General features: G+C 74.5%; 24 protein-coding genes. 13 read left to right on the top strand and 11 right to left on the bottom strand.

Annotation, left to right across the window (positions count from 1 at the left end; translation table 11 throughout):
* The first annotated feature begins 100 nt into the window (after window positions 1-100).
* Window positions 101-706 carry a GTP cyclohydrolase I FolE gene (gene folE / locus IF37_RS0100120; RefSeq protein ID WP_030734032.1) on the top strand — a complete coding sequence of 202 codons (606 nt, stop codon included), beginning with the start codon at window positions 101-103 and terminating at the stop codon, window positions 704-706.
* Between the two features lie 25 nt (window positions 707-731).
* Here the strand turns inward: folE and IF37_RS0100115 are convergent, their stop codons facing one another.
* The 6 genes from IF37_RS0100115 to IF37_RS0100090 form a co-directional block, all read right to left on the bottom strand.
* A complete protein-coding gene (locus tag IF37_RS0100115) occupies window positions 732-1,220 on the bottom strand; it encodes a DUF3180 domain-containing protein (protein WP_030734030.1) in 489 nt (162 codons plus the stop codon).
* Window positions 1,221-1,291: 71 nt separating this feature from the next.
* Complete coding sequence (folK, locus tag IF37_RS0100110; RefSeq protein WP_030734028.1) at window positions 1,292-1,903, bottom strand: 2-amino-4-hydroxy-6-hydroxymethyldihydropteridine diphosphokinase; 612 nt, start codon at window positions 1,901-1,903, stop codon at window positions 1,292-1,294.
* The gene (gene folB, locus IF37_RS0100105) at window positions 1,900-2,259 is read right to left on the bottom strand and encodes a dihydroneopterin aldolase (protein ID WP_030734027.1); all 360 of its coding nucleotides are present in this window, start codon (window positions 2,257-2,259) and stop codon (window positions 1,900-1,902) included. Before folB ends, folK begins: the two co-directional genes overlap by 4 nt.
* A gap of 303 nt (window positions 2,260-2,562) precedes the next feature.
* Complete coding sequence (locus tag IF37_RS0100100; protein WP_030734024.1) at window positions 2,563-3,096, bottom strand: nuclear transport factor 2 family protein; 534 nt, start codon at window positions 3,094-3,096, stop codon at window positions 2,563-2,565.
* Entirely contained in the window at window positions 3,093-3,989 is an 897-nt protein-coding gene (folP, locus tag IF37_RS0100095; RefSeq protein WP_030734021.1) for a dihydropteroate synthase, read from the bottom strand. The genes IF37_RS0100100 and folP overlap by 4 nt, the downstream gene beginning before the upstream one ends.
* A gap of 127 nt (window positions 3,990-4,116) precedes the next feature.
* A complete protein-coding gene (locus IF37_RS0100090) occupies window positions 4,117-5,931 on the bottom strand; it encodes a phosphatidylglycerol lysyltransferase domain-containing protein (protein ID WP_030734018.1) in 1,815 nt (604 codons plus the stop codon).
* Between the two features lie 227 nt (window positions 5,932-6,158).
* Here IF37_RS0100090 and IF37_RS0100085 point away from each other — a divergent pair, with 227 nt between their 5' ends.
* The gene (locus IF37_RS0100085; RefSeq protein WP_030734013.1) at window positions 6,159-7,286 is read left to right on the top strand and encodes an esterase family protein; all 1,128 of its coding nucleotides are present in this window, start codon (window positions 6,159-6,161) and stop codon (window positions 7,284-7,286) included.
* Window positions 7,287-7,384: 98 nt separating this feature from the next.
* Window positions 7,385-8,686 carry a hypothetical protein gene (locus IF37_RS0100080; RefSeq protein WP_173456640.1) on the top strand — a complete coding sequence of 434 codons (1,302 nt, stop codon included), beginning with the start codon at window positions 7,385-7,387 and terminating at the stop codon, window positions 8,684-8,686.
* Window positions 8,687-8,769: 83 nt separating this feature from the next.
* Here IF37_RS0100080 and IF37_RS0100075 read toward each other — a convergent pair whose 3' ends face one another.
* Together IF37_RS0100075 and IF37_RS0100070 are read right to left on the bottom strand one after the other, a co-directional pair.
* The gene (locus tag IF37_RS0100075; RefSeq protein WP_037855320.1) at window positions 8,770-10,083 is read right to left on the bottom strand and encodes a PH domain-containing protein; all 1,314 of its coding nucleotides are present in this window, start codon (window positions 10,081-10,083) and stop codon (window positions 8,770-8,772) included.
* Window positions 10,084-10,181: 98 nt separating this feature from the next.
* Complete coding sequence (locus IF37_RS0100070) at window positions 10,182-10,685, bottom strand: PH domain-containing protein (protein WP_030734004.1); 504 nt, start codon at window positions 10,683-10,685, stop codon at window positions 10,182-10,184.
* 31 nt (window positions 10,686-10,716) lie between these two features.
* On the opposite strand from IF37_RS0100070, the gene IF37_RS0100065 reads away from it, so the two are divergent.
* Window positions 10,717-11,868: an NADH-quinone oxidoreductase subunit D gene (locus IF37_RS0100065; RefSeq protein WP_030734001.1), complete on the top strand. Its 1,152-nt coding sequence runs from the start codon at window positions 10,717-10,719 to the stop codon at window positions 11,866-11,868.
* A 46-nt stretch (window positions 11,869-11,914) separates the two neighbouring features.
* Here IF37_RS0100065 and IF37_RS0100060 read toward each other — a convergent pair whose 3' ends face one another.
* A complete protein-coding gene (locus IF37_RS0100060; RefSeq protein ID WP_173456638.1) occupies window positions 11,915-13,096 on the bottom strand; it encodes an SAM-dependent methyltransferase in 1,182 nt (393 codons plus the stop codon).
* Window positions 13,097-13,214: 118 nt separating this feature from the next.
* Here IF37_RS0100060 and IF37_RS0100055 point away from each other — a divergent pair, with 118 nt between their 5' ends.
* On the top strand, window positions 13,215-14,420 hold the full coding sequence (locus tag IF37_RS0100055; protein WP_030733995.1) for a sensor histidine kinase: 1,206 nt from the start codon (window positions 13,215-13,217) through the stop codon (window positions 14,418-14,420).
* Between the two features lie 139 nt (window positions 14,421-14,559).
* On the top strand, window positions 14,560-15,231 hold the full coding sequence (locus IF37_RS0100050; RefSeq protein WP_030733992.1) for a response regulator transcription factor: 672 nt from the start codon (window positions 14,560-14,562) through the stop codon (window positions 15,229-15,231).
* Between the two features lie 75 nt (window positions 15,232-15,306).
* Here IF37_RS0100050 and IF37_RS0100045 read toward each other — a convergent pair whose 3' ends face one another.
* A complete protein-coding gene (locus tag IF37_RS0100045; protein ID WP_030733989.1) occupies window positions 15,307-16,410 on the bottom strand; it encodes a DUF5937 family protein in 1,104 nt (367 codons plus the stop codon).
* A 213-nt stretch (window positions 16,411-16,623) separates the two neighbouring features.
* On the opposite strand from IF37_RS0100045, the gene IF37_RS0100040 reads away from it, so the two are divergent.
* Complete coding sequence (locus tag IF37_RS0100040; protein WP_030733986.1) at window positions 16,624-16,830, top strand: hypothetical protein; 207 nt, start codon at window positions 16,624-16,626, stop codon at window positions 16,828-16,830.
* 102 nt (window positions 16,831-16,932) lie between these two features.
* Here the strand turns inward: IF37_RS0100040 and IF37_RS0100035 are convergent, their stop codons facing one another.
* A complete protein-coding gene (locus IF37_RS0100035; protein ID WP_106981689.1) occupies window positions 16,933-18,177 on the bottom strand; it encodes a low specificity L-threonine aldolase in 1,245 nt (414 codons plus the stop codon).
* A 191-nt stretch (window positions 18,178-18,368) separates the two neighbouring features.
* Between IF37_RS0100035 and IF37_RS0100030 the strand changes: the two genes are divergently transcribed.
* From IF37_RS0100030 to IF37_RS0100005, 6 genes are all read left to right on the top strand, one after another.
* A complete protein-coding gene (locus IF37_RS0100030; RefSeq protein WP_030733980.1) occupies window positions 18,369-19,370 on the top strand; it encodes a Rossmann-like and DUF2520 domain-containing protein in 1,002 nt (333 codons plus the stop codon).
* Window positions 19,367-20,368, top strand: a complete 1,002-nt coding sequence (panC, locus tag IF37_RS0100025; protein ID WP_030733977.1) for a pantoate--beta-alanine ligase — start codon at window positions 19,367-19,369, stop codon at window positions 20,366-20,368. The genes IF37_RS0100030 and panC overlap by 4 nt, the downstream gene beginning before the upstream one ends.
* Window positions 20,365-22,086: an L-aspartate oxidase gene (locus IF37_RS0100020; RefSeq protein ID WP_030733974.1), complete on the top strand. Its 1,722-nt coding sequence runs from the start codon at window positions 20,365-20,367 to the stop codon at window positions 22,084-22,086. Before panC ends, IF37_RS0100020 begins: the two co-directional genes overlap by 4 nt.
* A gap of 5 nt (window positions 22,087-22,091) precedes the next feature.
* The gene (gene nadC / locus IF37_RS0100015; RefSeq protein ID WP_030733971.1) at window positions 22,092-23,069 is read left to right on the top strand and encodes a carboxylating nicotinate-nucleotide diphosphorylase; all 978 of its coding nucleotides are present in this window, start codon (window positions 22,092-22,094) and stop codon (window positions 23,067-23,069) included.
* A 5-nt stretch (window positions 23,070-23,074) separates the two neighbouring features.
* Window positions 23,075-23,872, top strand: coding sequence for a type III pantothenate kinase (locus IF37_RS0100010; RefSeq protein ID WP_030733968.1), 798 nt, complete (start codon window positions 23,075-23,077; stop codon window positions 23,870-23,872).
* 157 nt (window positions 23,873-24,029) lie between these two features.
* A complete protein-coding gene (locus IF37_RS0100005; protein ID WP_030733965.1) occupies window positions 24,030-24,680 on the top strand; it encodes a hypothetical protein in 651 nt (216 codons plus the stop codon).
* The last annotated feature ends 96 nt before the right edge of the window (window positions 24,681-24,776 follow it).

The raw sequence follows: 24,776 nt of genomic DNA, 5'->3' as shown, positions 1-24,776 counted from the left end.
CCACCGGCCCGGAATGAACGCCGCGCCCCCCAGGTTCTAGCCTGGGGGGCGCGGCGCGTTCGTGCGCCCGCGAGCAGGACGTAGAGGAACGAGGCATCAGATGACCGACCCGGTGACGCTGGACGGCGAGGGCCCCGTCGGCGAGTTCGACGAGAAGCGGGCCGAGAACGCCGTACGGGAACTGCTGCTCGCGATCGGTGAGAACCCGGACCGCGAAGGTCTGCGCGAGACGCCGGGCCGGGTGGCGCGGGCCTACCAGGAGATCTTCGCGGGGCTGTGGCAGAAGCCCGAGGACGTCCTGACGACGACGTTCGACCTGGGGCACGACGAGATGGTCCTGGTGAAGGACATCGAGGTGTACTCGACCTGTGAGCACCACCTGGTGCCGTTCCGGGGAGTCGCCCACGTCGGCTACATCCCGTCCGTGTCCGGCAAGATCACCGGCCTGTCCAAGCTGGCCCGCCTGGTCGACGTCTACGCCCGCCGGCCGCAGGTGCAGGAGCGCCTCACCACGCAGATCGCGGACTCCCTGATGAAGATACTGGAGCCGCGGGGCGTCATCGTGGTCGTCGAGTGCGAGCACATGTGCATGTCCATGCGCGGCATCCGCAAGCCGGGCGCGAAGACCATCACGTCCGCCGTACGGGGCCAGCTGCGGGACGCGGCCACGCGGAACGAGGCGATGAGCCTCATCATGGCGCACTGACCGCGCCGGTGAGCGGAGCGGGTGGTCAGGCCACCGGCTCCGCTCCCGTGCGGTTCTGGTCGTCGTCCTCGGGGAGCTTGCAGACGCGCTCCAGGAAGAGGGCCGCCGCTATCACGCCGATGCCCGCCAGGAGCGAGAATCCGGCGTAGATCGCCTGGTCGCGGCGGGCCGGGATGTCCAGCAGCTCCAGCAGGAAGACGCCCGTGCCGCCGTACATGCCGGAGACGAGGGCCGCGACCAGGGCGCTGGCCTGGCCGAAGACGACCGCGCGGGCGGCCATCAGCGGGTCGACGCCCTTGGCGCCGGGCCGGCGCTCGCGCTGGGCCTTGAGGCGGGCGCGCAGCGAGAGCGCCGTGGAGAGCAGCACCACCGCGATCAGGGCGAGGACGACGGGGGCGGCCAGGGGGACGCTCGGCAGGGTCCCGGTGGAGTTCCAGAGGCGGGCGCCCGCCCAGGACAGGACGCCGGCCACGACGAACACGCCGGCCAGCACCCTGATGCGCAGCTCTCTCACGGTGTCCCTTCAGTTCCCCCGGACCATCCCGGACGGTGGTCGTCGGTCTTGACCCGTCTCGACCTTAACGACTACTCGGGCAGCCGGAGTTCCAGGTCCTCGCGGTGTGCCACGCCGTCGCGGGTGACGGCCGACAGCAGGTCCGCCACCGTGCCCCGGCCGGGGAGCTGGGCCTCCGGGTCCACGTCGTGCCAGGGCGCGAGGACGAAGGCGCGTTCGTGGGCGCGCGGGTGGGGGAGGGTGAGGTGCGGGTCGTCGGAGGTGACGCCGGCGTAGGCGACGATGTCGACGTCCAGGGTGCGCGGCGCCCAGCGTTCGTCGCGGACGCGGTGGAACGCCTCCTCGACGGCGTGGGCGCGCTCCAGCAGGGAGGCCGGGGGCAGGGTGGTCTTGAGGACCACGACCGCGTTGAAGTAGGAGGGCTGGGTGCCCGGCGCCACGCCCCAGGGGTCGGTCTCGTAGACCGGTGAGACGGCTTTCACGCGGACGCCCGGGGTGTCCTCCAGGGCGTCGACGGCACCCTGGAGGGTCTCCAGGCGGTTGCCGAGGTTGGAGCCGATGGAGATCACGGCCCACTGGGGGTTGCTCAGGGTCGTGTCGGCGGCGTCCACCTGCTCCAGGACCGAGGCGGGCACCGGCTGGACGGTCGGGTCGCTGTGACCCTGGCGGAAAGGTCGGGTCATACTCGGCTCCGGGTGATGGTGACGGTCACGTCGTCGAAGGGGACGGTGATCGGCGCGTCCGGTTTGTGGACGCAGACCTCGACCTGCTGAACCCCTTCGTGCTTCAGGCAGGTCTCGGCGATCCGCGCGGCGAGGGTCTCGATGAGATCGACCGGGTCGCCCTCGACCACGGCGACGACCTCCTCGGCGACGATGCCGTAGTGCACGGTCTTCGTCAGGTCGTCGTCGGCCGCGGCCGGCCGGGTGTCCAGGCCGAGGACGACGTCCACGATGAAGGTCTGGCCCTCCTCGCGTTCCTTGGGGAACACCCCGTGGTGCCCGCGGGCCTTCAGGCCGCGCAGCGCGACACGATCCACGCGAATCACTCCTGCAATCGTCGGGAACGACCGGCCCGTGCCGTGTGCGGGCGGCACACCGGCCTCAGACGAATCTACCTGCGGGCACCGGCGGGGCCCGGCCGCGGGGGCGCGGGTCCGGACCGGTGTCCGCGGGGTTCACCGGGTGTTCTCCCCGGGGAACCCGGCGGTGTCATGGGCTGGTAGCCGCTTCTACCCGGGGGTAGGTGATTCCAACCACTTCTCGGTCTCTCGGGCGGGGCCGCGCCCGGGGGGCGGGCCGCTGGTCGTCTGCCGGGCGGTGTCCGGGGTGCGTGTACCCGCTCAGGCGAGGGGGTCGTCGTCCGGATTCACGCCATTCCCGTCGGTGTCCGCGTCCTCGTCGCCGCTCTCGGCGAGCACGGGGGAGGCGTGGTGGGACCAGAGCTTCCAGCCGGAGGGGGTGCGCCGGAACACGTTGGTGGCGACGACGAGCTGGCCGACGAGGGGTCCCAGTTCCGCGCCCTCCTCGGGGGCGGGGCCGCCGCTGAGGATGTTCTCCGTGCAGGTCACCAGGGCGGTGTCACCGGTGACGGAGACGTGCACGTCGGTGAGGAAGAACTGGATGTAGTCGGTGTTGGCCATGATCAGGGCGTACGACCTGAGGACCTCGCCGCGGCCGGTGAGCACCGGCCAGCCGGGGTGCACGCAGGAGATCACGCCGCTGTCCGCGGGGTCGTGGTACTCCTCGTCCACGCCCAACTCGGCAGGGGTCAGCCAGAGCGCGGAGACCTCGTCGAAGTCGCCGCGTTCGAGTGCCTCGTAGAAGGCGGTGTTGGCGGCCTCCACCTGCTCCACGTCGGTGTGGGGGGCGCTCACCGGTCTCCTTCCGCGTCCGAGGCCGGCTGTGCCGCGCGCGCGTGCTCGACGGCGCGTGCCACGCGTACGGCGTCCGCGGTGGCGCGTACCTCGTGCACGCGCACGGCCCAGGCGCCGGCCTGCGCGGCGAGCGCGGAGACGGCGGCGGTGGCCGCGTCGCGTTCCCGGGCCGGCGGGGGCGCCCCCTCGGGTCCGGCGAGGACGCGGCCGAGGAAGCGTTTGCGGGAGGCGGCGACCAGCAGGGGGTGGCCGAGGGCGCGCAGCCGGTCGAGGTGGGCGAGGAGGGCGAGGTCGTGCTCGGCCTCCTTGGAGAAGCCGAGGCCGGGGTCGAGGACGACGCGCTCGGGGGCGATGCCGCCGGCGAGGACGGCCTCCACCCGCGCGCGCAGTTCGTCGACGACCTCGGTGACGACGTCGTCGTAGACGCCCTTGACGCTGCCGCCCTGGAGGAAGCCGCGCCAGTGCATCACCACGAAGGGGGCGCCGGCGGCGGCGACCACGGGGATCATGGCGGGGTCGGCGAGGCCGCCGCTGACGTCGTTGACGAGGGCGGCGCCGACGGCGAGGGACTGTTCGGCGACACGGGCGCGCATGGTGTCCACGGAGACGACGACGCCCTCGGAGGCGAGGCCGCGCACCACGGGGACGACCCGGCGCAGCTCCTCCGCCTCGTCCACGCGGGTGGCGCCGGGCCGGGTGGACTCGCCGCCCACGTCGACCAGGTCCGCGCCTTCGGCGACCAGGTCCAGGCCGTGCTTGACGGCGGCGGTCGTGTCGAACCAGCGGCCGCCGTCGGAGAAGGAGTCGGGGGTCACGTTGACGACCCCCATGACCGCGCACCGGTCCCATGCCGGAAGGCCGGCCACTCGGCCGCGCCCGCTGATGCTGTTCATACGTTCAGCGTAGGCCCAGGGCGGTGGCGGGAACGCGCGGCGGCCCGGGTGGCGGCCCGCCGCGCCGAGGGGGCGCGGCGGCCGCCGTCCGGGCCGGCCCCCGTGCCGTGCCGGCGGCGGGCGGGGCTCATGCCGCCCGGACGTCCTGTTCGGTCACCGTGTGCGCGCAGGCGCGCGCGGCGTCGGTCCGGCGCCGGCGCAGGAAGCGCGGCAGCGGGAGGGCGAGGTTGACGAAGCCTTCGGCCTGCATGGCGGCGAAGCCGATGCGGGGCAGGTCGCCGGAGGCGCGGTAGACGACGAAGCGGGGCTCCCAGCGGGGCTGGAACTTGGCGTTGAACTTGTACAGCGACTCGATCTGGAACCAGCGCGAGAGGAACACCAGCAGGCCGCGCCAGGCGCGCAGCACCGGGCCGGCGCCGATCTTCTCGCCGCGTGCGAGGGCGGAGCGGAACATCGCGAAGTTCAGCGAGACGCGGCTGACGCCGAACTTGGGGGCGGCCTGGAGGGAGGCGACGATCAGCAGTTCGTTCATGCCCGGGTCGGCGCTGCGGTCCCGGCGCATCAGGTCCAGCGAGACGCCGTCCGGGCCCCAGGGCACGAAGTGGAGGATCGCCTTGAGGTCGCCGTACTCGCCGGGTTCGTCGTCGGCCTTGTGGGCGGTGGCGATGAGGCAGTCGCCGTCGGCGGGGTCGCCGATGCGGCCGAGGGCCATGGAGAAGCCGCGCTCGGTGTCGGTGCCGCGCCAGTCCTCCGCCGCCCGGCGGATGCGTGCCAGTTCGGCGTCGCCGAGGTCACGGATGCGCCGTACCCGGGTTTCGTAGCCGGCCCGCTCGATGCGCTTGACCATCTGGCGCACGTTGCGCATCGCGCGACCGGCGAGCGAGAAATCCGCCACGTCGACCACCGCCTCGTCGCCCAGTTCCAGGGCGTCCAGGCCGGTCTCGCGGGTCCACACCTCGCCGCCCGTCTCGGAGCAGCCCATGACGGCGGGGGTCCAGGAGTGCGCCTTGGCCTCGTCCATGAAGCGTTCGATGGCGCCCGGCCAGGCTTCGACGTCCCCGATGGGGTCGCCGCTGGCGAGCATGACGCCGGAGACGACGCGGTAGGTGACCGCGGCCTTGCCGCTCGGCGAGAAGACGACGGCCTTGTCACGGCGGAGCGCGAAGTACCCGAGGGAGTCGCGCTTGCCGTGCTTGTCCAGCAGGGCGCGCAGCCGGCTCTCGTCGTCCTCGGTGAGGCGGGCGGCCGGGTGCTCGGGGCGGAAGGCGAGGTAGGCGGTGGTGGCGGCGGTCAGCCAGCCGAGGGCGCCGAGCGAGAAGGCGACCGTCCAGGAGGTGGTGCCGTCGTAGTCGAGGGGGCCCTCGAAGCCGAACAGGCCGTAGACGACGTGGGTCAGCCGGTCGGCGAGGCTGGGGTCGCCGACCATGCGGTGCGGGTGGACGCTGACGATGACCAGGCCGAGCGCCAGGGAGCCGGCGCTCATGAGGACGAAGTTGGTGAGCGCCCGCCACCTGCTGCGCGGGTCGGGCAGGGCCGCGAACTGGTCGCGGTGGCGCAGCAGGGGCACGAGCAGGGCGATCGCGATGAGCACGCCGGCGACGGAGTGCCGGTAGGCGAACTGGGCCATCGCGCCCGCCGGGAGCAGTGCCACGGCGGCCCGCCAGGCCCGGCGCTTGCGCCGTTTGAGGCCGTGCGCGAGGAGCAGCAGCAGGACGCCCGTGCTGAGCGAGAGCGCCGCCGCGAACGGCCCGAACGAGCCCGGCAGCACCTCGGCCAGGGTGTGCATGCGGCTGTGCCGGAAGCGCGGGAACACACCCGCGGCGATGTCCAGGAGACCGACGAGCGCGGCGGCCCGGCCGATCACCGCGGGGACGGCCTCGGGGCGCGGACCGCGCAATATGCGCCGCGTCCGGCTTGATCGGCCCGGAACCCCGTCCGACATTTCCCCATCTATCCTGACAGACATCGCATCCCGTAGTTCTGCGAGAGACCTTGAATCCGGTGCCGATCGGGCACCCGGCGACATTGCGCCCTCTAGGACGATGTCTCGGGGAGAGAGGTTCACTCCCCATCGGAAAGTCGGGTCAAAGGTCAAGGAAAGCCCCGGGCAAGCCCTCGCGACGATGTGTGGGACGGACACGGGCGGAAAGCGCAGGCAGGGAACAGCCCATGGGTCTCACGAGCGACAAAGTGCTGGTGCTGGCGATAGTGATCGCCGCCGTGCTGTTCATCGGCACGGTGTGGCTGTGGCCGCGCCTGGCCCGGCGGAGCTGGCGGTCCGTCAGCGGACGGGTCGCGCTGCTGCTCTCCACCCAGGTGGCGCTCTTCGCCTCCGTGGGACTCGCCGCCAACCAGTCCTTCGGTTTCTACGCCAGCTGGGCCGACCTGTTCGGCACGGAGACCGGCCAGGGGATCGTCGTCGACCACTCGGTCAACGGCAGCGGCGGCGGCCCGCTCCAGGTGGTGTCCACCGCCGAGGTGCCGGGCGTGCGCGCCAAGCGGCCGGAGACGGGCGGGCAGGTCCAGAAGGTGGACGTCGTCGGCCGGACGACCCACATCGCGACGCCGGCGTACGTGTACCTGCCGCCGGAGTACTTCCAGCCCCAGTACCGCACGCGCACCTTCCCGGTGGCGGTGGTGCTCACCGGCTACCCGGGTACGGCGCGGTCGCTGGTGGACAAGCTGGACTACCCGAGCACGGCGCAGGGGCTGGCCAAGGACGGGCGCGTGCAGCCGATGATCCTGGTGATGCTGCGGCCGACCGTGGCGCCGCCGCGGGACACCGAGTGCGTGGACGTGCCGGGCGGGCCGCAGGCGGAGACGTTTTTCGCCAAAGATCTGCCGGACGCCGTCCTCTCGCACTACCGGGTCGGCAAGCGGCCGGGCAGCTGGGGCGTCATCGGCGACTCCACGGGCGGCTACTGCGCGCTCAAGCTGGCCATGCGCCACCCGAAGGTGTACGCGGCCGGCGCGGGCCTCTCGCCGTACTACAAGGCGCCGATCGATCCCACGACCGGTGACCTCTTCCACGGCGACCGGATGCTGCGCAACCGTTCCGACCTGTTCTGGCTGCTCCGCCACGAGACCGCGCCGGACACCTCGCTCCTCGTCACCAGCAGCCGGGTCGGCGAGCACAACTACACGTCCACGATGAGGTTCATCGAGCGTGCGCAGGCCACGAACGTCACCCGGGTCTCGTCGATCATCCTCGACAGCGGCGGCCACAACTTCAACACCTGGCGCCGTGAGATCCCGCCGGCGCTCCAGTGGCTCAGCGGACGGCTCACCGACCGCTGAGCCGGAGTGTTCCCTGACGCCCCGTAAAGCACGTGGTGTGGCTGTGTTTTTACGGGGCGTGCGCGCATGGATCGCCTACGCGCGGTAAGTTTCTGGCCATGCCACGTGGACGCCACCGCCATTCCCCTCCCCTGCACCGGCTGTTGCCTCCCTCGGCGATCGCCGGCGTCTCCGTCGCCTGCGCGCTGGGTCCCTGGGCGTTCTCCGAAGCCACGGTGTTGCGTGCGCTGGCCGCCGCCGCGGCGGCGACGGCGGTCGTGGGCGCCGTCGTGATGCGCCGTTGGGACACCCAGGCGGGCAGGCGGGTCGCCGAACTCACGCGCGCGCGTGCCGGTGACGAATGGCGGCACGAGGAGCGGGTCGCCGAACTGGAGACCGACCTGGAGGAGTCCCGCGCGCTGCGCGCGAAGCTGGAGGAGCGGCTGCGTGCCAAGCGCGCCGAACTGGCCCGGCTGCGCAACGAGCACGCGGCCCTGCTGCGCCGGTACGCCACCGCCGAGACCGAGCGCGCCAGCGCCCTGGAGGGGCGGCGGCTGCTGGAACTGGGCGCGGCGGAGCCCGAGTCGCGGCCCGGGGCCTCGTCGCCGCTCGCCCTGCCGCCCGCGCGCGGTGCCGAGCCGGCCGCCTCCCCGGAGGCCGCCGGGGAGGTTCCCGGGGAGGAGCCGGCGGCCCGCGCCGTGTTCTCGCCGGACGGCGCCCGGCTGTACCGGAACGCCCTGCTGGCCCTGGCCCGGTTCGACCGGGACACCGCCGCCGGCCTTTCCGAGGCCCGTACGACGCAGGCCCCCGAGCCGGAGGCGGACAAGACGGCTGCCCCGGAGGTGAGCGCCCCTGAGGTGAGCGCCCCCGGCGCGGATGCCCTCGACGCGGATGCCGCCGGCACGGGTGCCCCCGGTGCGGGCGGCGCCGAAGCGGAGGCTCCCGCGCGCGGGGTGGTCCCGGACGGGTCCGCCGCCAAAGGAGAGGGCGCCGCGGACGGCGTGACGCGGGGCACCGGCGCCGGACCGGCCGCCGAGCCCGCCCGGCCCGGGGGGCAGCCGCCCGCCGGGCACTACACGGTGCCGGCCGCGGTGGCCGTCGTACCGCCCGTGCCCGCGCGGCGCCCGGTGGTCAAGGGCGGCTTCGACTTCTTCGGGAACCAGAAGGACGAGCCGAAGCCCCCGGCGGACTCCGTGCAGAGCGAGGACCTCGCCGACGTCGTCGGCTCCGAGGCGATCGCCGTGCACAAGGCCGAGTCCGAGTCCGGGTCCCAGACCGGGTCCGAGCCCGAGGCTGAGTCCGGGGCCGGGTCCGAGCCCGTCGGCGAGGGGTCCCCCGAGGCCGGCCGGGTCATCGACCTGACGGCGCACGACGAGACCGAGCAGATCGACGTCCAGACGCTGCGCGGCGCGGCTTCCTGAGCCGCCTCGCCCGTACGCACCCGGGCCCGGCCTCCCCGTGGGGGAGCCGGGCCCGACGTTGTCGGCGCGCGACCGCCGGCCGGTCAGCCCCGGCCGGCGGTCATCCACCGGTCCGGGAGGGCGTCCCCGCGTCCGGTACGGGACCTCTCCGCCTGCTCGCCCAGGAAGCGCGCCGCCTCCCCGGCGTCCCGCAGGCGGGCCGTCACGGTCTTGTCCGCCCCGGTGTCCACGTGTACGTCGGCGAGCCGCCACAGGCGTCTCCACGGACCCTGGGTCAGCCGGACGCTCTGCACCTTGGCGTGCGGGACCAGCGAGAGCCGACGGCGCAGCAGGCCGCTCCGCGCGGCGAGCACCGTGCCGGTGACCGCGAGCCGGTGACCGCGCCACCACACCGGAAGGCACCACCGGGCCCGGCGCGGCGCCGGGGACGTCTCGTGCGGCACCGTGACGCCGGGCAGCACGCGCGCGATGACCGACTCGGCGACCGCGCGCGGGGCGACGGGTATCAGCACGGAGTTGTCGGAGCCCGCCACGTCCAGTTCCACCCGCACCCAGCCGGGCCACCGCCACAGCAGCGGTTCCACGATCCGTACGGTCTGCACCCGGCCCGGCGGCACCGTCTCGTGCGCCCGGTCGAGCAGCCCGTGGTCGATGCGCAGTCCGTCCGGGGACTCGCTCACGGTCCAGTCGAACTCGGTGACGAACCGGCCCACGCTGCTCGCGCCGGCCGCGCCCAGCAGAGGCACGGCGGCGGCGAGGACCGTCCACGCGCTCCCGGTGACGAACCACAGCACGGTGGGCAGGATCAGCGCGGCGCACAGCGAGCCCCAGGTGGCGCCGGTCAGCACCAGGGAGCGCGCCAGCTCGCGCGGGGGCACGCTCAGCAGCGTGCGCGCCGGGGCCTCCCCGACCTCGCGCGCCGTCTCGGGCGTGAAACCCGCCGCGCGCGCCAACAGCTCCGCGCGCAGGGCGCGCGCCTCCCGTTCGCCCAGGAACGCCAGCTCGTCCTTGTCGTCCGCGCCGACGACGTCGATGCGGAGCTTGGCGACGCCCGCCACGCGCGCGAGGAGCGGACGGGAGAGGTCCACGGCCTGGACGCGCTCCAGCCGGATGTGCGCGGTGCGCCGGAACAGCAGCCCGGTGCGTATCCGCAGTTCGGTGTCGGTGACCGCGTAGTGCGTGAACCACCAGGACAGGAAGCCGTACAGACCGGCCGCCGGCACCAGCACCGCCACCCCGATCAGCAGCATGGTGCCGGTCAGCCGGGTCAGCTGCTCCTGGGCGCCGTTCGGATCGTGCACCGCCCAGCCGGCCAGCACGGCGAGCGGCGCCCACGCCCGGCGGAACGGCGTGACCGGGTGCAGCCGGCGCTCGGCGACGGGCGGGCGCCCCGGTATGCCACCGTCCGCGCCGCTTCCACCGCTCCCACCGCTCCCGCCGTTCCCGCCGTCCGTGCCGTCTCCGCCGTCGTGCGCGCCCCGCGCGGGCGGGGGTGTCACAGGCCCGCCGATCGTGCCTCGCCCAGCTCGGTGAGCCGGTCGCGCAGCCGTTCCGCCTCGGCCGGGTCCAGGCCGGGGAGGGTCGCGTCGGTCGCGGCGGCGGCCGTGTGGAGCTGTACGGTGGCCAGCCCGAAGCGCCGTTCCACGGGCCCGGACGTCACCTCCACCAGCTGCATCCGCCCGTACGGCACCACCGTCTCCTCGCGCCACAGGACGCCGCGGCTGATCAGCAGGTCGTCGGCGCGCTCGGCGTACCGCCAGGACCGCCAGTTGCGCTCCAGCAGCCGCCGGCCCCACACGGCGCACACCGGCGGCAGCAGCGCGCAGAGTGTCCACGCCGGTCCGGCGAGGAGCCCGAGCAGCAGCCCCGCGGCCACCGTGAGCACCCCCGTCCACACCATCAGCAGCAGCCGGCGCATCCGCAGCAGGCCGGGCCGAGGTCTGCGCCACACCGGCTGGTCCGCCGGCGCTCCGGTCCCTTCGAGGCTCCCCGTATCCATGGGGCCAGCGTACGTAAGGGAAACTGGGGCCATGACTCCCACGACGGAGACCACGGTCGGCATCGGCGGCGCGGCGGAGAGCACCGACATGGTGCTCAACATCGGCCCTCAGCACCCGTCCACGCACGGTGTGCTGCGGCTCAAGCTCGTGCTGGACGGGGAGCGCATCGTGCGCGCGGAGCCGGTGATCGGCTATATGCACCGGGGTGCCGAGAAGCTCTTCGAGGCGCGCGACTACCGGCAGATCATCGTGCTCGCCAACCGCCACGACTGGCTGTCGGCGTTCTCGAACGAGCTGGGCGTGGTACTCGCCGTGGAGCGGATGCTCGGCATGGAGGTGCCCGAGCGGGCCGTGTGGACGCGCACCCTGCTCGCCGAGTTGAACCGGGTGCTGAACCACCTGATGTTCCTCGGCTCCTACCCGCTGGAGCTGGGCGGGATCACGCCGGTGTTCTACGCGTTCCGGGAGCGCGAGGTGCTCCAGAACGTCATGGAGGAGGTCTCCGGCGGGCGCATGCACTACATGTTCAACCGCGTCGGCGGCCTCAAGGAGGACGTGCCGGCGGGCTGGACGGCACGCGTGCGCGAGGCCGTCGCCGCCGTGCGCTCGCGCCTGGACGTCTTCGACGACCTGGTGCTCGGCAACGAGATCTTCCGGGGGCGCACGCGCGGGGTCGGGACGCTCTCCGCCGAGGCCGTGCACGCCTACGGGGTGAGCGGCCCCATCGCGCGCGCCTCCGGTGTCGACTTCGACCTGCGCCGCGACGAGCCCTATCTGGCCTACGGCGACCTCCAGGACGTGCTGAAGGTCGTGACCCGCGACGAGGGCGACTGCCTCGCCCGCTTCGAGATCCTGCTGGAGCAGACCCACAACGCGCTGGACCTGGCCGACGCCTGCCTGGACCGGCTCGCCGGGCTGCCGCCGGGCCCGATCAACCAGCGGCTGCCCAAGGTGCTGAAGGCCCCCGAGGGGCACACCTACGCGTGGACCGAGAACCCGCTGGGCATCAACGGCTACTACCTGGTCAGCAAGGGGGAGAAGACGCCGTACCGGCTGAAGCTCCGCTCGGCCTCGTACAACAACATCCAGGCGCTGACCGAACTGCTGCCGGGGACGCTGGTGGCGGACATGGTGGCGATCCTGGGGTCGATGTTCTTCGTGGTGGGCGACATCGACAAGTAGTCGACGGGCAGGGGGCCGGTGCCGGTGCTTGTGCCGTGCCGGTTCCTCAGGCGAGCGGGTCGGGGACGCCGACCGGCTGGAGCAGCCAGCCGAAGTCGCCGAGGCCGCCCGGCGCCGTGAGTTCGGCGGCCTCGCCGGCGCTCGCGAGGGCGCGCACATAGGCGGCCGGGTCGGTGGAGGCCAGCGCGAGCGGAGGGCGCGCGCCGGTGATGTCCAGGGCGTGCAGGGCGGCGCGTTGGGTGAGGATGCGCGCGCCGGAAAGCTCGCGCGCCGGTTCGTAGGGCGCGTGCGGCTCGTAGGGCGTGTGCGACTCGCGGGGCAGAGCGTGCGCGGTGTCGGACGGCGCGCGCAGCGGCGTGCGCGCCGTGCGAGGGGGCGCACCGGGTTCCGTACCCGGCGGGCCTGAGGACGCGCGCCCCGCGGTCGGCGCCGCCGCGCACGCGTCCAGCGCGACGTGCGCCGTGATGTCGCACGAGCCGTCCGGCACGGGCGCCGTCTCGCGTCCCTCCCGGAAGCCGGTGAGGGTGCCGAAGGGCGGGCGTGTGTCCACGGTGTGCGCGTAGTCCACGGCCACCGCGAGCCCCCGCGTCACCCGGCCCACGGCCGACGCCCAGGCCCGGTCCCGGGGCAGCCCGACCTCCGCCCGCAGCCCCTCCTCGGCCGGCAGCGGCCACCAGCGCGCGAGCCAGTCGGCCGGCGCTCCCGTCACCGGCTCCCCGAGCCGCTCGGCGCCGTCCGGCCCGACCAGCACCAGCCGGGGCACGCCCGCGGGGTCCACCTCCACGACGTCCACGGGGACGTTGTCCAGCCACTCGTTGGCGAACAGCAGCCCGGTGACCCGCTCCGGGAGTCCGCTCCGCCAGACGATCCGTTCGTCCAGGCCGGCCGGACGGCCGGCGATCTCGACGGCGTGCACGCGCGTGCGCCGGGCCACGTCGGCGGGCAGGGCGGCCAGCACCCCGGTGGCCAGTTCGCCCCGGCCGGCGCCCATGTCGACGAAGTCCAGCACCGCGGGCCGCCCGAGCGCCGTGTCGACCCGGCACAGCAGCCGGGCCACCGCCCGCGCGAACAGCGGGGAGGCGTGCACGGACGTACGGAAGTGACCGGCCGGGCCCTCCGGGCGCCGGTAGAAGCCGTCCGGTCCGTACAGTGCCGCCGTGGCCGCCGCGCGCCAGCCGCGCGGGCCTTCACCGCCGAGGTGTCCCTCCGCCGTCGTCTCATCCGTCACCGGGCCAGGTTAGGCGCACAGATGATCACGGCATCCACCTTGCGGAGTACGCGCGCCGGGCACGGATCGGCCCCTCGGCTGACCCCCGCACGCATCGGGCTTCCCTACGCTGGGTTACGTGCAGCGCCTTTATGACTTCCTCCGCCGTCACCCGATGTGGGTCGACGCCTTCTGGGCCGTCGTCCTGCTCGGGGTGTCCGGGGCGAGTGTGGTCAGCCTCGCCGGGGACCCCGGACAGCACGGCACGGTCCCCGGCGGACTGGCCGTGTCCGCCGTCCTGTGCGGGGTCGTGGCGCTGCGCCGGCGTCTCCCGGAGCCGATGCTGCTGGTCGCGCTCGTCACCGGACTGGTCCAGCTGGTCCTGGACGTGCAGACGACCGTCGCCGACTTCGCCATGCTGGTGATCACCTACACGGTCGCGGCGGTCGGCGCGCGCTGGTCCTCCCGGCTCGCCCTCGCCGTCAGCCTCTGCGCGGCGACCGTGGCCCAGATCCGCTGGCCGGACGAGCGGACCGGCTTCGCCGGGCAGGTCGCGATAGCCGTCTTCCAGACGGTGCCCTTCGCCCTCGCCTGGGTGCTGGGCGACTCCGTGCGCACCCGGCGCGCCTACTTCGCGCAGCTGGAGGAGCGCGCGGCCCGTCTGGAGAGGGAGCGCGAGGCGCAGGCGAAGGTGGCGGTCGCCGCCGAGCGCGCCCGCATCGCGCGCGAGCTGCACGACGTGGTCGCGCACAACGTGTCGGTGATGGTGGTGCAGGCCGACGGCGCCGCCTACGTCATGGACGCCGCGCCGGACCAGGCGAGGAAGGCGCTGGAGACGATCTCCTCCACCGGCCGCCAGGCCCTCGCCGAGATGCGCCGCCTGCTGGGCGTGCTGCGCACCGGGGAGCACCAGGAGAGCGGCGAGTACGTGCCGCAGCCCGACGTCGACCAGATCGACGACCTCGTCGAGCAGTGCCGCAGCTCCGGGCTGCCGGTCGACTTCAAGGTGGAGGGCACCCCGCGTCCGCTGCCCAGCGGGGTCGAACTGACCGCCTACCGGATCGTGCAGGAGGCGCTGACCAACACGCGCAAGCACGGCGGTCCGAACACGGGCGCCAGCGTGCGGCTGGTCTACTTCGACGACGGCCTCGGCCTGCTGGTGGAGGACGACGGCAAGGGCGCCCCGCACGAGCTGTACGAGGAGGGCGGTGCCGACGGGCGGGGGCACGGTCTGATCGGCATGCGCGAGCGCGTCGGCATGGTCGGCGGCACCCTGGACGCGGGTCCGCGCCCGGGCGGAGGATTCCGCATCAGCGCCCTGCTGCCGCTCAAACCGGCGCACTGACACCGGCGCCTCGACAGCGGCGCCCCGACACCCGCGCACCGGCTCCCGCGCGCCGACCCGGCCGCGAGCCCGCGTACGCCCCCACGGCAACCGAAGACGGCAGCCGAAGACGGCGGCCGAAGACACGGAAGAGGACCCGATGACGATCCGCGTGATGCTCGTCGACGACCAGGTGCTGCTGCGCACCGGGTTCCGGATGGTGCTCGCCGCCCAGCCGGACATGGACGTCGTCGCGGAGGCGGGCGACGGCGTGGAGGCCCTCCAGGTGCTGGAGTCCGCCGCCGTCGACGTCATCTTGATGGACGTCCGCATGCCGAAGCTGGACGGTGTGGAGACCACGCGGCGGATCTGCGCCGGGCCCAACCCGCCGAAGGTGCTGATCCTGACCACGTTCGACCTGGACGAGTACGCCTTCTCCGGGCTGAAGGCGGGCGCCTCCGGCTTCATGCTCAAGGACGTGCCGCCCGGCGATCTGCTGGCCGCGATCCGCGCCGTGCACAGCGGGGACGCGGTCGTCGCGCCGTCCACCACCCGGCGGCTGCTGGACCGCTTCGCGCCGATGCTGCCCTCCGCCGGGAAGGAGCCACGGCACAAGGAGCTGGAGCGGCTCACCGACCGTGAGCGCGAGGTGATGGTCCTGGTCGCGCACGGGCTGTCCAACGGGGAGATCGCGGCCCGGCTGGTGCTGAGCGAGGCGACGGTCAAGACCCACGTGGGCCGCATCCTGACCAAGCTCGGCCTGCGCGACCGCGTGCAGGTGGTCGTGCTGGCGTACGAGACGGGACTGGTACGGGCGGGCGGCCACGGCTGACCCCGTCCCGGACGGCACCGGCCGACTCCGTACGGGTGGGTCCGGGGCGGCGCCGGGCGCGACGGCCGCGGTCCGCTACCGGAGGATGCCCTCCAGGAAGTCGCTGCCCAGCCGGGCGACGACGGTGACGTCCAGCTGGTGCAGCGCGTACCGGCCGCGGCGGCGGGTGGTCACCAGACCCGCCTTCTTCAGGACGCTCAGGTGCCGCGATATCTCGGGTGCCGTCATCCCGTGCACCTGGGCCAGCTCGCTGGTGGTGTAGGCGCTGCGCGCGAGGTGGCGGCAGAGCCGCATCCGCACGGGGTGGGACAGGGCCGTCATGCGCAGCGCGAGCTGTTCCACCGAGGGCGGGGCGGCCAGCTCGGGCGAGCCGACCGGGTAGTGCAGCACCGGCTGCCAGCCGTGCCGGTGCAGGACGCTCAGGTGCGGCCAGCCCAGGCTCGTCGGAACGAGCAGGAGGCCGCCGTCCGCCGTGGCCGAATGGCCGATGCCCAGCTTGTCGACCGTGATGGTCGCGGCGTCCGGGTCGAACGCCACCGTGGGCGACACCGCCGTCACCGCCTCGGCCAGCCCCCGGCGCAGCAGCAGATCCGTCTTGTGCCGGGCGTCCGCCGCGAGCTGGTGCCGCAGCCTGGACCAGGTCTCCGCGAAGAACGCCTCGTCGCAGTCCCGTACGAACTGCCGCAGCCACGCCCGGATGCGCGGCGGATCGGCCAGCAGCCGCTCGGTGAACCGCACCTGCCGGGGCCCGCGCGAGGCGGCCAGTTCCAGCGCCCGGCGGCGCACGCCGGCGTCGGAGAGCGCGGAGGGGCCCCGCGAGTCGTACGGCAGCGCGCAGGTGAACTCCATCGCAGCGTCCACGAACTGCTCGTCCGTCAGCTTGTCCAGCAGGTCCAGGTCCTCGGCGAGGGTGGCGCCGGGCAGTGTGTTCCGGCCGGCGCCGGCGAACGGCAGGAAGAGGTCGGAGAAGGTCGAGCGCCAGAGGAAGTCCGCCTCGCACATCCGGTCGGCCAGATGGGAGTCCAGCCGGGCCGTCACCCCGGTCGCCCAGCCTTGGAGGCCCGGGTGGTGCCCCGGCTCGGACAGCGCGTGCAGCGCCATGCCCAGCTCGGCCAGGGGCGAGGGCACGACGGCGACCCGCTCCGCCCGCAGCCCCGAGATGTCGATACGCACGCTCATGCCCCCATGGTGCCCGCGGCCACCGACAACCGGGCCCTCGATTGACGGGGCACGTCAATCGGCGCGACTTCTCCCGGCGGGCCGCGCAGTCTGTGACCACCGGGGCGGCCGGGCGGCCCGAGCGGTCACCGCGCGGCCGGTGGCCGGCCCACGTCCCGGGCCCCCGGGTACCTCCCGCACAACCTCCCGAGACCTCCCGGAAGGCGGTCCGCCATGAGCCTCGCCCAGCAGCACCTCTTCGACAGCTACCGCGCCCGTCTGCACGGCGAGCCCGGACCGCCCGCGCCGGGCCGGCACGACCTGGACGCGGTGCGCGGGCTGCGCGAGTACCGGCGCTTCAGCGCGGTCGTCGCCGGCCGCCCGGCGCGCGGGCGCCTCCGCACCCTCGCGCGCCGACTGCGCCCCCGCACCCTCGGCTGAGCCCCCTGGCCGCCCCCGCCTCCTCGGCTGAGCCCCCTGGCCGCCCCCGCGTCCGCGGCTCAGCCGCGCGCCCGCCGGGTCCCGCCCTCCCGGCGAGCCCGGCTAGACCGTGCGGGGCAGACGGTCCACGAAGTCCCGTACGGCCGCGTGGACGTCCGCCGCCGTCCACTCCAGGCCCTCGGCGCGGACGGTGACCTCCGTGCACGCCAGGCCGGGCCCCGTGGCGTCCCAGGCGTTGGCGAAGAGCAGCACCGAGGTCTCCTCGGCCTGGCGCACGGCGGCCTCCGCCGCCACCTCGGGCGCGTACGGCAGCCAGACCTGGAACTCGTGGGTGTGCGGGACCTCCGGGTGGACGCGGGCCCAGGCCGCTCCGGCCGCCGCGAAGCCCTCGCGCAGCGCCTCGGCTACCACGCGCGCGTGCCGCACGTACTCCGGCAGCCGGGGCAGTTCGCGGTCCAGCCCGACGAGCGCGGACAGCGCGGTCGGGAACTGCTGGAAGACGGTGCCGCCGTACCGGTGCCGCCAGGTCCTCGCCTCCTCCACCAGCGTGCGCGGGCCGGCGAGCGCGGCGCCGCCGAAACCACCGACGGACTTGTAGAACGACACGTAGACGCTGTCGGCCAGGGCCGCGATCTCCTCCAGCGGGCGCCCGAAGTGCTCGGTGCACTCCCACAGGCGCGCGCCGTCGAAGTGCACCACCGCGTCCCGCTCCCGCGCCGCCTCGACCACCTCGGTCAGCTCCTCCCAGGTGGGCAGCACGAAACCGGCGTCCCTGAGCGGCAATTCCAGCATCAGCGCCCCGAAGGGCTCCTCGAGGTCGCGTATCTCCGCCGCCGTGGGCAGCCGGTGGCCGCCGCCCACCCTGACCGGACGCAGACCGCTGACCTGGCTGAAGGCGTGCCGCTCGTGCACCTCCGGGTGGGCCAGCGGGTGCAGGGCCACCGCCGGGTTCCCGGTGCGGCCGGCCCAGCAGCGCAGCGCCACCTGCTGCGCCATGGTGCCGGTCGGGAAGAAGGCGGCGGCCTCCGTGCCGAGCAGGGTGGCGACCCGCTCCTCCAGGGCGGCCACGACCCCGTCGCCGTAGACGTCGGCCGGTTCGTCCAGGTCGTAGGCGTCGGGCGCGGCGTCCATCAGGTGGGTGAGGCGGTCGCGGAGTGTGCCGCCCCAGCCCGCGCGGGAGAGTGCGCGCCGCGCCTGCCGCCGTGCGGCGGTGCGCCGCTCCCGCAAGCGTTCCCCCGTCGACTTCCGCGCGTCCTGCCCGGTGCCCGGTGCGGCGTTCTGGGCGATGCCCTGCCCGGCGTCCTGCGTGGTGCCTTGTCCGGTGCCCTGTCCGGCTGTCTCCGTCATGCCGTGGATCATGCCGTGCCGGGCCGGCGGGCGGCACCGGGATTACGGGTGGGACGCCCGCTGCCGTCGGCGGTGGCGTGGGGAAACCCACAGCCTGTGGACAACCGGTCGGCACCGGACCGAGATAGCGTTAACATGACGAGAAATCGTCCGGTACCCAGAGCGGACTGGAACGGGAAGGCCTCCGTCGCGTGAGTACAGTCCACCAGCCAGACCTCAAGGACCGCCCCGCGCGGCTCACCGTCGGTGTCGTCGGCGCCGGCCGCGTGGGCCCCGCGCTCGCCGCGTCCCTCCAGCTCGCCGGGCACCGTCCGGTGGCCGTCTCCGGAGTCTCCGAAACCTCCCGCAGGCGTGCCGAGACGATGCTCCCGGACGTCCCGCTGGTGCCGCCCGCGGAGGTGCTCCAGCGCGCCGACCTGGTGCTGCTCACCGTCCCCGACGACGCGCTGCCCGGCCTGGTCGCGGGGCTCGCCGGGACCGGCGCGGTCCGGCCGGGCCAGCTGCTCGTGCACACCTCCGGCCGGTACGGCGCGAAGGTCCTCGACCCGGCCCTGCGCGCGGGCGCGCTGCCGCTCGCCCTGCACCCGGCGATGACCTTCACCGGCACGCCCGTGGACGTCCAGCGCCTGGCGGGCTGCTCCTTCGGCGTCACGGCGCCCGAGGAGCTGCGGCTGGCCGCCGAGGCCCTGGTGATCGAGATGGGCGGCGAGCCGGAGTGGATCAGCGAGCGGAACCGCCCGCTGTACCACGCGGCCCTCGCCCTCGGCGCGAACCACCTGGTGACCCTGGTCGCCCAGTCCATGGAGCTGCTGCGCACGGCCGGCGTGACGGCACCCGACCGGATGCTCGGCCCGCTGCTCGGCGCCGCCCTGGACAACGCGCTGCGCTCCGGCGACGCCGCCCTGACCGGTCCGGTCGCGCGCGGGGACGCCGGCACGGTCGCCGCGCACATCTCCGAGCTGCGCGAGCACGCCCCGCAGACCGTGGCGGGCTATCTGGCGATGGCCCGCGCGACCGCCGACCGCGCGCTCGCCCACGGCCTGCTGAAGCCGGAACTCGCCGAGGACCTGCTCGGGGTACTCGCCGACACGGGCCGCGCGGGTGACGCGGCCGGCGGCGCGAACGGCACCGACGGCGGGAACGACACCGACGGCACCGACGGCACGAACGGCACCGAGGGGAACGACCGATGACCACCGCCCTGCTGAGCACCGCCGGCGAACTGCACGCGCGCGTGCGCCACGGCCGCCGCGCCGTCGTGATGACCATGGGCGCCCTGCACGAGGGCCACGCGACGCTCATCCGCTCCGCGCGCGGCATCGCGGGCCCCGACGGCGAGGTCGTCGTCACCGTCTTCGTCAATCCGCTCCAGTTCGGCGCGGGGGAGGACCTGGACCGCTATCCGCGCACCCTGGACGCCGACCTGGAGCTGGCCGGGCGGGCGGGCGCGGACGCCGTGTTCGCGCCCGCCGTGGACGAGGTGTACCCGGGCGGCGAACCCCAGGTGCGGATCACCGCCGGGCCCATGGGCGAACGCCTGGAGGGCGCCTCGCGGCCCGGCCACTTCGACGGCATGCTCACGGTCGTCGGCAAGCTGCTGCACCTCACTCGCCCCGACGTGGCCCTGTTCGGGCAGAAGGACGCCCAGCAGCTGGCCCTGATCCGCCGCATGGTGCGGGACCTGAACTTCGGCGTGGACATCGTCGCCGTGCCGACCGTGCGCGAGGAGGACGGGCTCGCCCTGTCCAGCCGCAACCGCTACCTCTCGGCGGACGAGCGCCGCACGGCGCTCGCGCTGTCCCGCGCGCTGTTCGCCGGCCGGGACCGGCACGCGGCCCAGGAGGCGCTGCGCGCGCGGGCCCGGGAAGTGCCCTCCACGCACGCGCGCGCCGAGGCGCTGAGCGCCATAGGGGAGTCCCGCGCGGCGGCCGACGCGCACGCGGTGGCCACCGCCGCGCCCGGCGGCCCGGCGGCCGTCCGCGCCGCCGCCCGCCAGGTGCTGGACGAGGCCGCCCGCTTCGACCCGCCGCTGCGGCTGGACTACCTCGCGCTGGTCGACCCCGCCGACTTCACCGAGATCGGCGACGGCTTCACCGGCGAGGCCGTGCTGGCCGTCGCCGCCCGGGTCGGCGCGACCCGGCTGATCGACAACCTCCCCCTCACCTTCGGGACCTTCGGAGCCGCCTCGTGACCAGCACAGGCATACGACTGCACGCGCCCGCCCCCGGCTGGGCCATCTCCGCGGACGTGGTCGTCGTCGGCTCCGGCGTGGCCGGTCTGACCGCGGCCCTGCGCTGCGAGGCCGCCGGCCTCAGCACCGTCGTCGTCACCAAGGCCCGGCTCGACGACGGCTCCACGCGCTGGGCGCAGGGCGGCATCGCCGCCGCCCTCGGCGAGGGCGACACACCCGAGCAGCACCTCGAGGACACCCTGGTGGCCGGCGCCGGCCTGTGCGACGAGGAGGCGGTGCGCATCCTCGTCACCGAGGGCCCCGACGCGGTGCGGCGGCTCATCGACACCGGCGCGCACTTCGACGAGTCCGACGCGGGCGAGCTGGAACTCACCCGCGAGGGCGGTCACCACCGGCGCCGGATCGCGCACGCCGGCGGGGACGCGACCGGCGCGGAGATCTCCCGGGCCCTGGTCGAGGCCGTTCGCGCGCGCGGGCTGCGCACCATCGAGAACGCGCTGGTGCTGGACCTGCTCACGGACGCCGCCGGCCGTACGGCCGGTGTCACCCTGCACGTGATGGGCGAGGGCCAGCACGACGGCGTGGGCGCCGTGCACGCGCCCGCGGTGGTGCTCGCCACCGGCGGCATGGGCCAGGTGTTCTCGGCGACCACCAACCCGTCGGTGTCGACCGGCGACGGCGTGGCGCTGGCGCTGCGCGCCGGTGCCGAGGTCTCCGACCTGGAGTTCGTGCAGTTCCACCCGACCGTGCTGTTCCTCGGCGCGGACGCCGAGGGCCAGCAGCCGCTGGTCTCCGAGGCGGTGCGCGGCGAGGGCGCCCACCTGGTCGACGGCGACGGCGTGCGCTTCATGGCGGGCCGGCACGAACTGGCCGAGCTGGCGCCCCGGGACATCGTCGCCAAGGGCATCACGCGGCGGATGCTGGAACAGGGCGCCGAGCACATGTACCTGGACGCCCGGCACTTCGGCGCCGAGATGTGGGAGCACCGCTTCCCGACCATCCTGGCCGCCTGCCGCGCCCACGGCATCGACCCGGTCACCGAGCCCGTCCCGGTCGCCCCGGCGGCCCACTACGCCTCCGGCGGCGTCCGTACCGACGCCCGCGGCCGGACCACCGTGCCCGGCCTGTACGCGTGCGGCGAGGTCGCCTGCACGGGCGTGCACGGCGCCAACCGGCTCGCCTCCAACTCCCTCCTCGAAGGGCTCGTCTACGCCGAGCGGATCGCCGCCGACATCGCGGCCGAACGCGCGGACGGCGGCCTCGGCGCGCGCGTGCCCGCGCCCGTGCCGGTGCCCGAGCGGCCCGCGCACCCCCTGCTCGCCCCCGAGACCCGGTTCGCCGTCCAGCGGACCATGACCGAGGGCGCGGGCGTGCTGCGCTCCGCGGAGTCCCTCGCCCGGGCCGCCGACCGGCTCCAGCGGCTGCACGCCGACGCCCGGGACGCGCTGGAGGAGAACGGCAAGACCGCCGAGCCCGGCGTGGACACCTGGGAGGCGACGAACCTGCTGTGCGTGGCCCGCGTCCTGGTCGCCGCCGCGCGACTGCGCGAGGAGACCCGCGGCTGCCACTGGCGCGAGGACCACGCCGAGCGCGACGACACCGACTGGCGGCGGCACATCGTCGTACGGCTCAATCCGGACCGGTCGCTGGCCGTACGCACCACGGACACCGCAGACTTCCCCCCTACCCGGCAATCCCAGCGCCCCCAGGAGCAGTGACAGACGTGAGCACCGACGACCTTCCCCTCGCCCCGACCGGCGGCTGCGGCGACGGCTGCGCCTGCGGCGCCGAGGGCGACGAGGAGTACCTGGAGTGCGGGCTCGATCCCGCGCTCGCCGAGCTGCTGGCCGCCGCCGGACTCGACCCCGTCGAGGTCGAGGACATCGCCAACGTCGCCATCCAGGAGGACCTGGACGGCGGTGTGGACGTGACGACGGTCTCGACCATCCCCGAGGACGCGGTGGCCACCGGCGACTTCACCGCGCGCGAGGCGGGCGTCGTGGCCGGCCTGCGGGTCGCCGAGGCCGTGCTCTCCGTGGTCTGCACGGACGAGTTCGAGGTCGAGCGGCACGTCGAGGACGGCGACCGGATCGAGGCCGGGCAGAAGCTGCTGTCGGTCACCACGCGCACGCGTGACCTGCTCACCGCCGAGCGCAGCGCGCTGAACATCCTGTGCCGGCTGTCCGGCATCGCCACCGCCACGCGCGCGTGGGCGGACGCGCTGGAGGGCACCGGGACGAAGGTCCGCGACACCCGGAAGACGACGCCGGGCCTGCGCTCGCTGGAGAAGTTCGCCGTGCGCTGCGGCGGCGGCGTCAACCACCGCATGTCGCTGTCCGACGCGGCCCTGGTGAAGGACAACCACGTGGTCGCCGCCGGCGGTGTCACGCAGGCGTTCAAGGCGGTACGGGAGACCTTCCCGGAGGTGCCGATCGAGGTCGAGGTCGACACCCTGCACCAGCTGCGCGAGGTCGTGGACGCGGGCGCCGACCTGATCCTGCTGGACAACTTCACGCCGGGCGAGTGCGAGGAGGCCGTCGGCATCGTCGCCGGCCGGGCACTGCTGGAGGCATCCGGGCGGCTGACGCTCGCGACCGCGCGCGCGTACGCCGACACGGGCGTGGACTTCCTGGCCGTCGGCGCGCTCACCCACTCCTCGCCGATCCTGGACATCGGCCTGGATCTGCGCGAAGCGGAGTAACGGCCATGCTGCTCACGATCGACGTCGGCAACACGCACACCGTCCTCGGCCTGTTCGACGGCGAGGACATCGTCGAGCACTGGCGCATCTCCACGGACGCGCGCCGCACGGCGGACGAGCTGGCGGTGCTGCTCCAGGGCCTGATGGGCATGCACCCGCTGCTCGGCGAGGAGCTGGGCGACGGCATCGACGGCATCGCGATCTGCGCGACCGTCCCGTCGGTCCTGCACGAGCTGCGCGAGGTCACCCGGCGCTACTACGGCGACGTCCCGGCCGTCCTCGTGGAGCCGGGCGTGAAGACGGGCGTGCCGATCCTCACCGACAACCCCAAGGAGGTCGGCGCCGACCGGATCATCAACGCGGTCGCGGCCGTCGAGCTGTACGGCGGCCCGGCGATCGTCGTCGACTTCGGCACGGCGACCACGTTCGACGCGGTCTCCGCGCGCGGGGAGTACGTCGGCGGGGTGATCGCGCCCGGCATCGAGATCTCCGTGGAGGCGCTCGGCGTCAAGGGCGCGCAGCTGCGCAAGATCGAGGTGGCCCGGCCGCGCAGCGTGATCGGCAAGAACACGGTCGAGGCCATGCAGGCCGGGATCGTGTTCGGGTTCGCCGGCCAGGTCGACGGGGTGGTCGAGCGGATGGCCCGGGAGCTGGCGGACGACCCGGACGACGTGACGGTGATCGCCACCGGCGGGCTCGCGCCGATGGTGCTGGGGGAGTCCTCGGTGATCGACGAGCACCAGCCGTGGCTGACGCTGATCGGGCTGCGGCTGGTGTACGAGCGGAACGTGTCGCGGCTGTGAGCGGCGGCCGGTGCCCGCAGGGGTTCCGGCCGCGCCGGTGACCCCGGACGGGGGAACCCGGGAGCGACACGCGACAAAAGAACATCCTGTTTGGTCGCTTTTGTCCGATTAGCGATAGCGTCGCCGCATGCCCACGCCATACGGATCCCGCGGCGGCATGGCGTTCGGCGCGGAGGAGCTGCGTGTGCTCCGCCTCGCCCTCGCCCTCGCCCTCCATCCCGGCCATGCCACCGCCGAGGACGTGCAGGAGTGCCTCCGGCTCGCCGAGTCGCTCGACGAGGCGGTGCGCGAGGGGGCCAGACTGCGCGCCTTCCTGGTGGCCGATCTGGGCCGATACCGGGCCGCGCTGCCGGGCACCGTCACGGGTTACCTCGCCCTCCTGGAGGAGGCGCTCGGGGCCGGGCACCGGCCGACGGCGGACGACCTCGCCGCGCTCCGGGCGCTGCGCGGCAACCCCACGGCGGCGGCGCTGCTGGACCGCTGCCGGGCGCTGGCCGAGCAGGACGTGCGGGCGCGGTTCGCGCAGGGGTCGCGGAAGGTGCCGGCGCCCGCCGTGCCCGCCGCGCGCACGCGCCTGCTGGCCCTCGCGGGCGGCGCCGGGGAGTCCGGTGGCCGGCGGGACGCCGGGCGGGCCGGAGAGCCGTCGAAGACCCCGCGCGAGCCCGCGCCGAAGCCCTCGCCCGCACCGGCGGACCAGCCCGCTCCGGAGCCGGAGGCGCCGAAGCGGCCCATCCCCACGCCGGGGGAGGTCTTTCCGCGCCGCAAGCCGGAACCGCCGGCCGAGTCCCGCAGGCTGGCCGCGGGCTGAGCCCGCACCGGCCCCACCACGAGCCGGCCACCGCCACCGCCACCGCCACCGCCGCCGTCCCGCCACCGCCGCGGCCCTGTCCGCCCCGCCCCGCCC

The sequence above is a fragment of the Streptomyces sp. NRRL S-31 genome (assembly GCF_000718775.1).
Classification (GTDB): Bacteria; Actinomycetota; Actinomycetes; order Streptomycetales; family Streptomycetaceae; genus Streptomyces.
Note: the sequence above shows the minus strand (reverse complement) of the source record. Positions and strands in the feature narration are given on the sequence as shown.

What these genes read in the sequence shown, in the direction of transcription:
- panC (WP_030733977.1), top strand. Translation starts at nt 19,367, where the DNA reads ATGACCACCGCCCTGCTGAGCACCGCCGGCGAACTGCACGCGCGCGTG.
- IF37_RS0100035 (WP_106981689.1), bottom strand. Translation starts at nt 18,177, where the DNA reads ATGACGGAGACAGCCGGACAGGGCACCGGACAAGGCACCACGCAGGAC.
- folP (WP_030734021.1), bottom strand. Translation starts at nt 3,989, where the DNA reads ATGAACAGCATCAGCGGGCGCGGCCGAGTGGCCGGCCTTCCGGCATGG.
- IF37_RS0100090 (WP_030734018.1), bottom strand. Translation starts at nt 5,931, where the DNA reads ATGTCGGACGGGGTTCCGGGCCGATCAAGCCGGACGCGGCGCATATTG.
- IF37_RS0100040 (WP_030733986.1), top strand. Translation starts at nt 16,624, where the DNA reads ATGAGCCTCGCCCAGCAGCACCTCTTCGACAGCTACCGCGCCCGTCTG.
- IF37_RS0100010 (WP_030733968.1), top strand. Translation starts at nt 23,075, where the DNA reads ATGCTGCTCACGATCGACGTCGGCAACACGCACACCGTCCTCGGCCTG.
- IF37_RS0100045 (WP_030733989.1), bottom strand. Translation starts at nt 16,410, where the DNA reads ATGAGCGTGCGTATCGACATCTCGGGGCTGCGGGCGGAGCGGGTCGCC.
- IF37_RS0100065 (WP_030734001.1), top strand. Translation starts at nt 10,717, where the DNA reads ATGACTCCCACGACGGAGACCACGGTCGGCATCGGCGGCGCGGCGGAG.
- folE (WP_030734032.1), top strand. Translation starts at nt 101, where the DNA reads ATGACCGACCCGGTGACGCTGGACGGCGAGGGCCCCGTCGGCGAGTTC.
- IF37_RS0100005 (WP_030733965.1), top strand. Translation starts at nt 24,030, where the DNA reads ATGGCGTTCGGCGCGGAGGAGCTGCGTGTGCTCCGCCTCGCCCTCGCC.
- folK (WP_030734028.1), bottom strand. Translation starts at nt 1,903, where the DNA reads ATGACCCGACCTTTCCGCCAGGGTCACAGCGACCCGACCGTCCAGCCG.
- IF37_RS0100085 (WP_030734013.1), top strand. Translation starts at nt 6,159, where the DNA reads ATGGGTCTCACGAGCGACAAAGTGCTGGTGCTGGCGATAGTGATCGCC.
- IF37_RS0100070 (WP_030734004.1), bottom strand. Translation starts at nt 10,685, where the DNA reads ATGGATACGGGGAGCCTCGAAGGGACCGGAGCGCCGGCGGACCAGCCG.
- IF37_RS0100050 (WP_030733992.1), top strand. Translation starts at nt 14,560, where the DNA reads ATGACGATCCGCGTGATGCTCGTCGACGACCAGGTGCTGCTGCGCACC.
- IF37_RS0100080 (WP_173456640.1), top strand. Translation starts at nt 7,385, where the DNA reads ATGCCACGTGGACGCCACCGCCATTCCCCTCCCCTGCACCGGCTGTTG.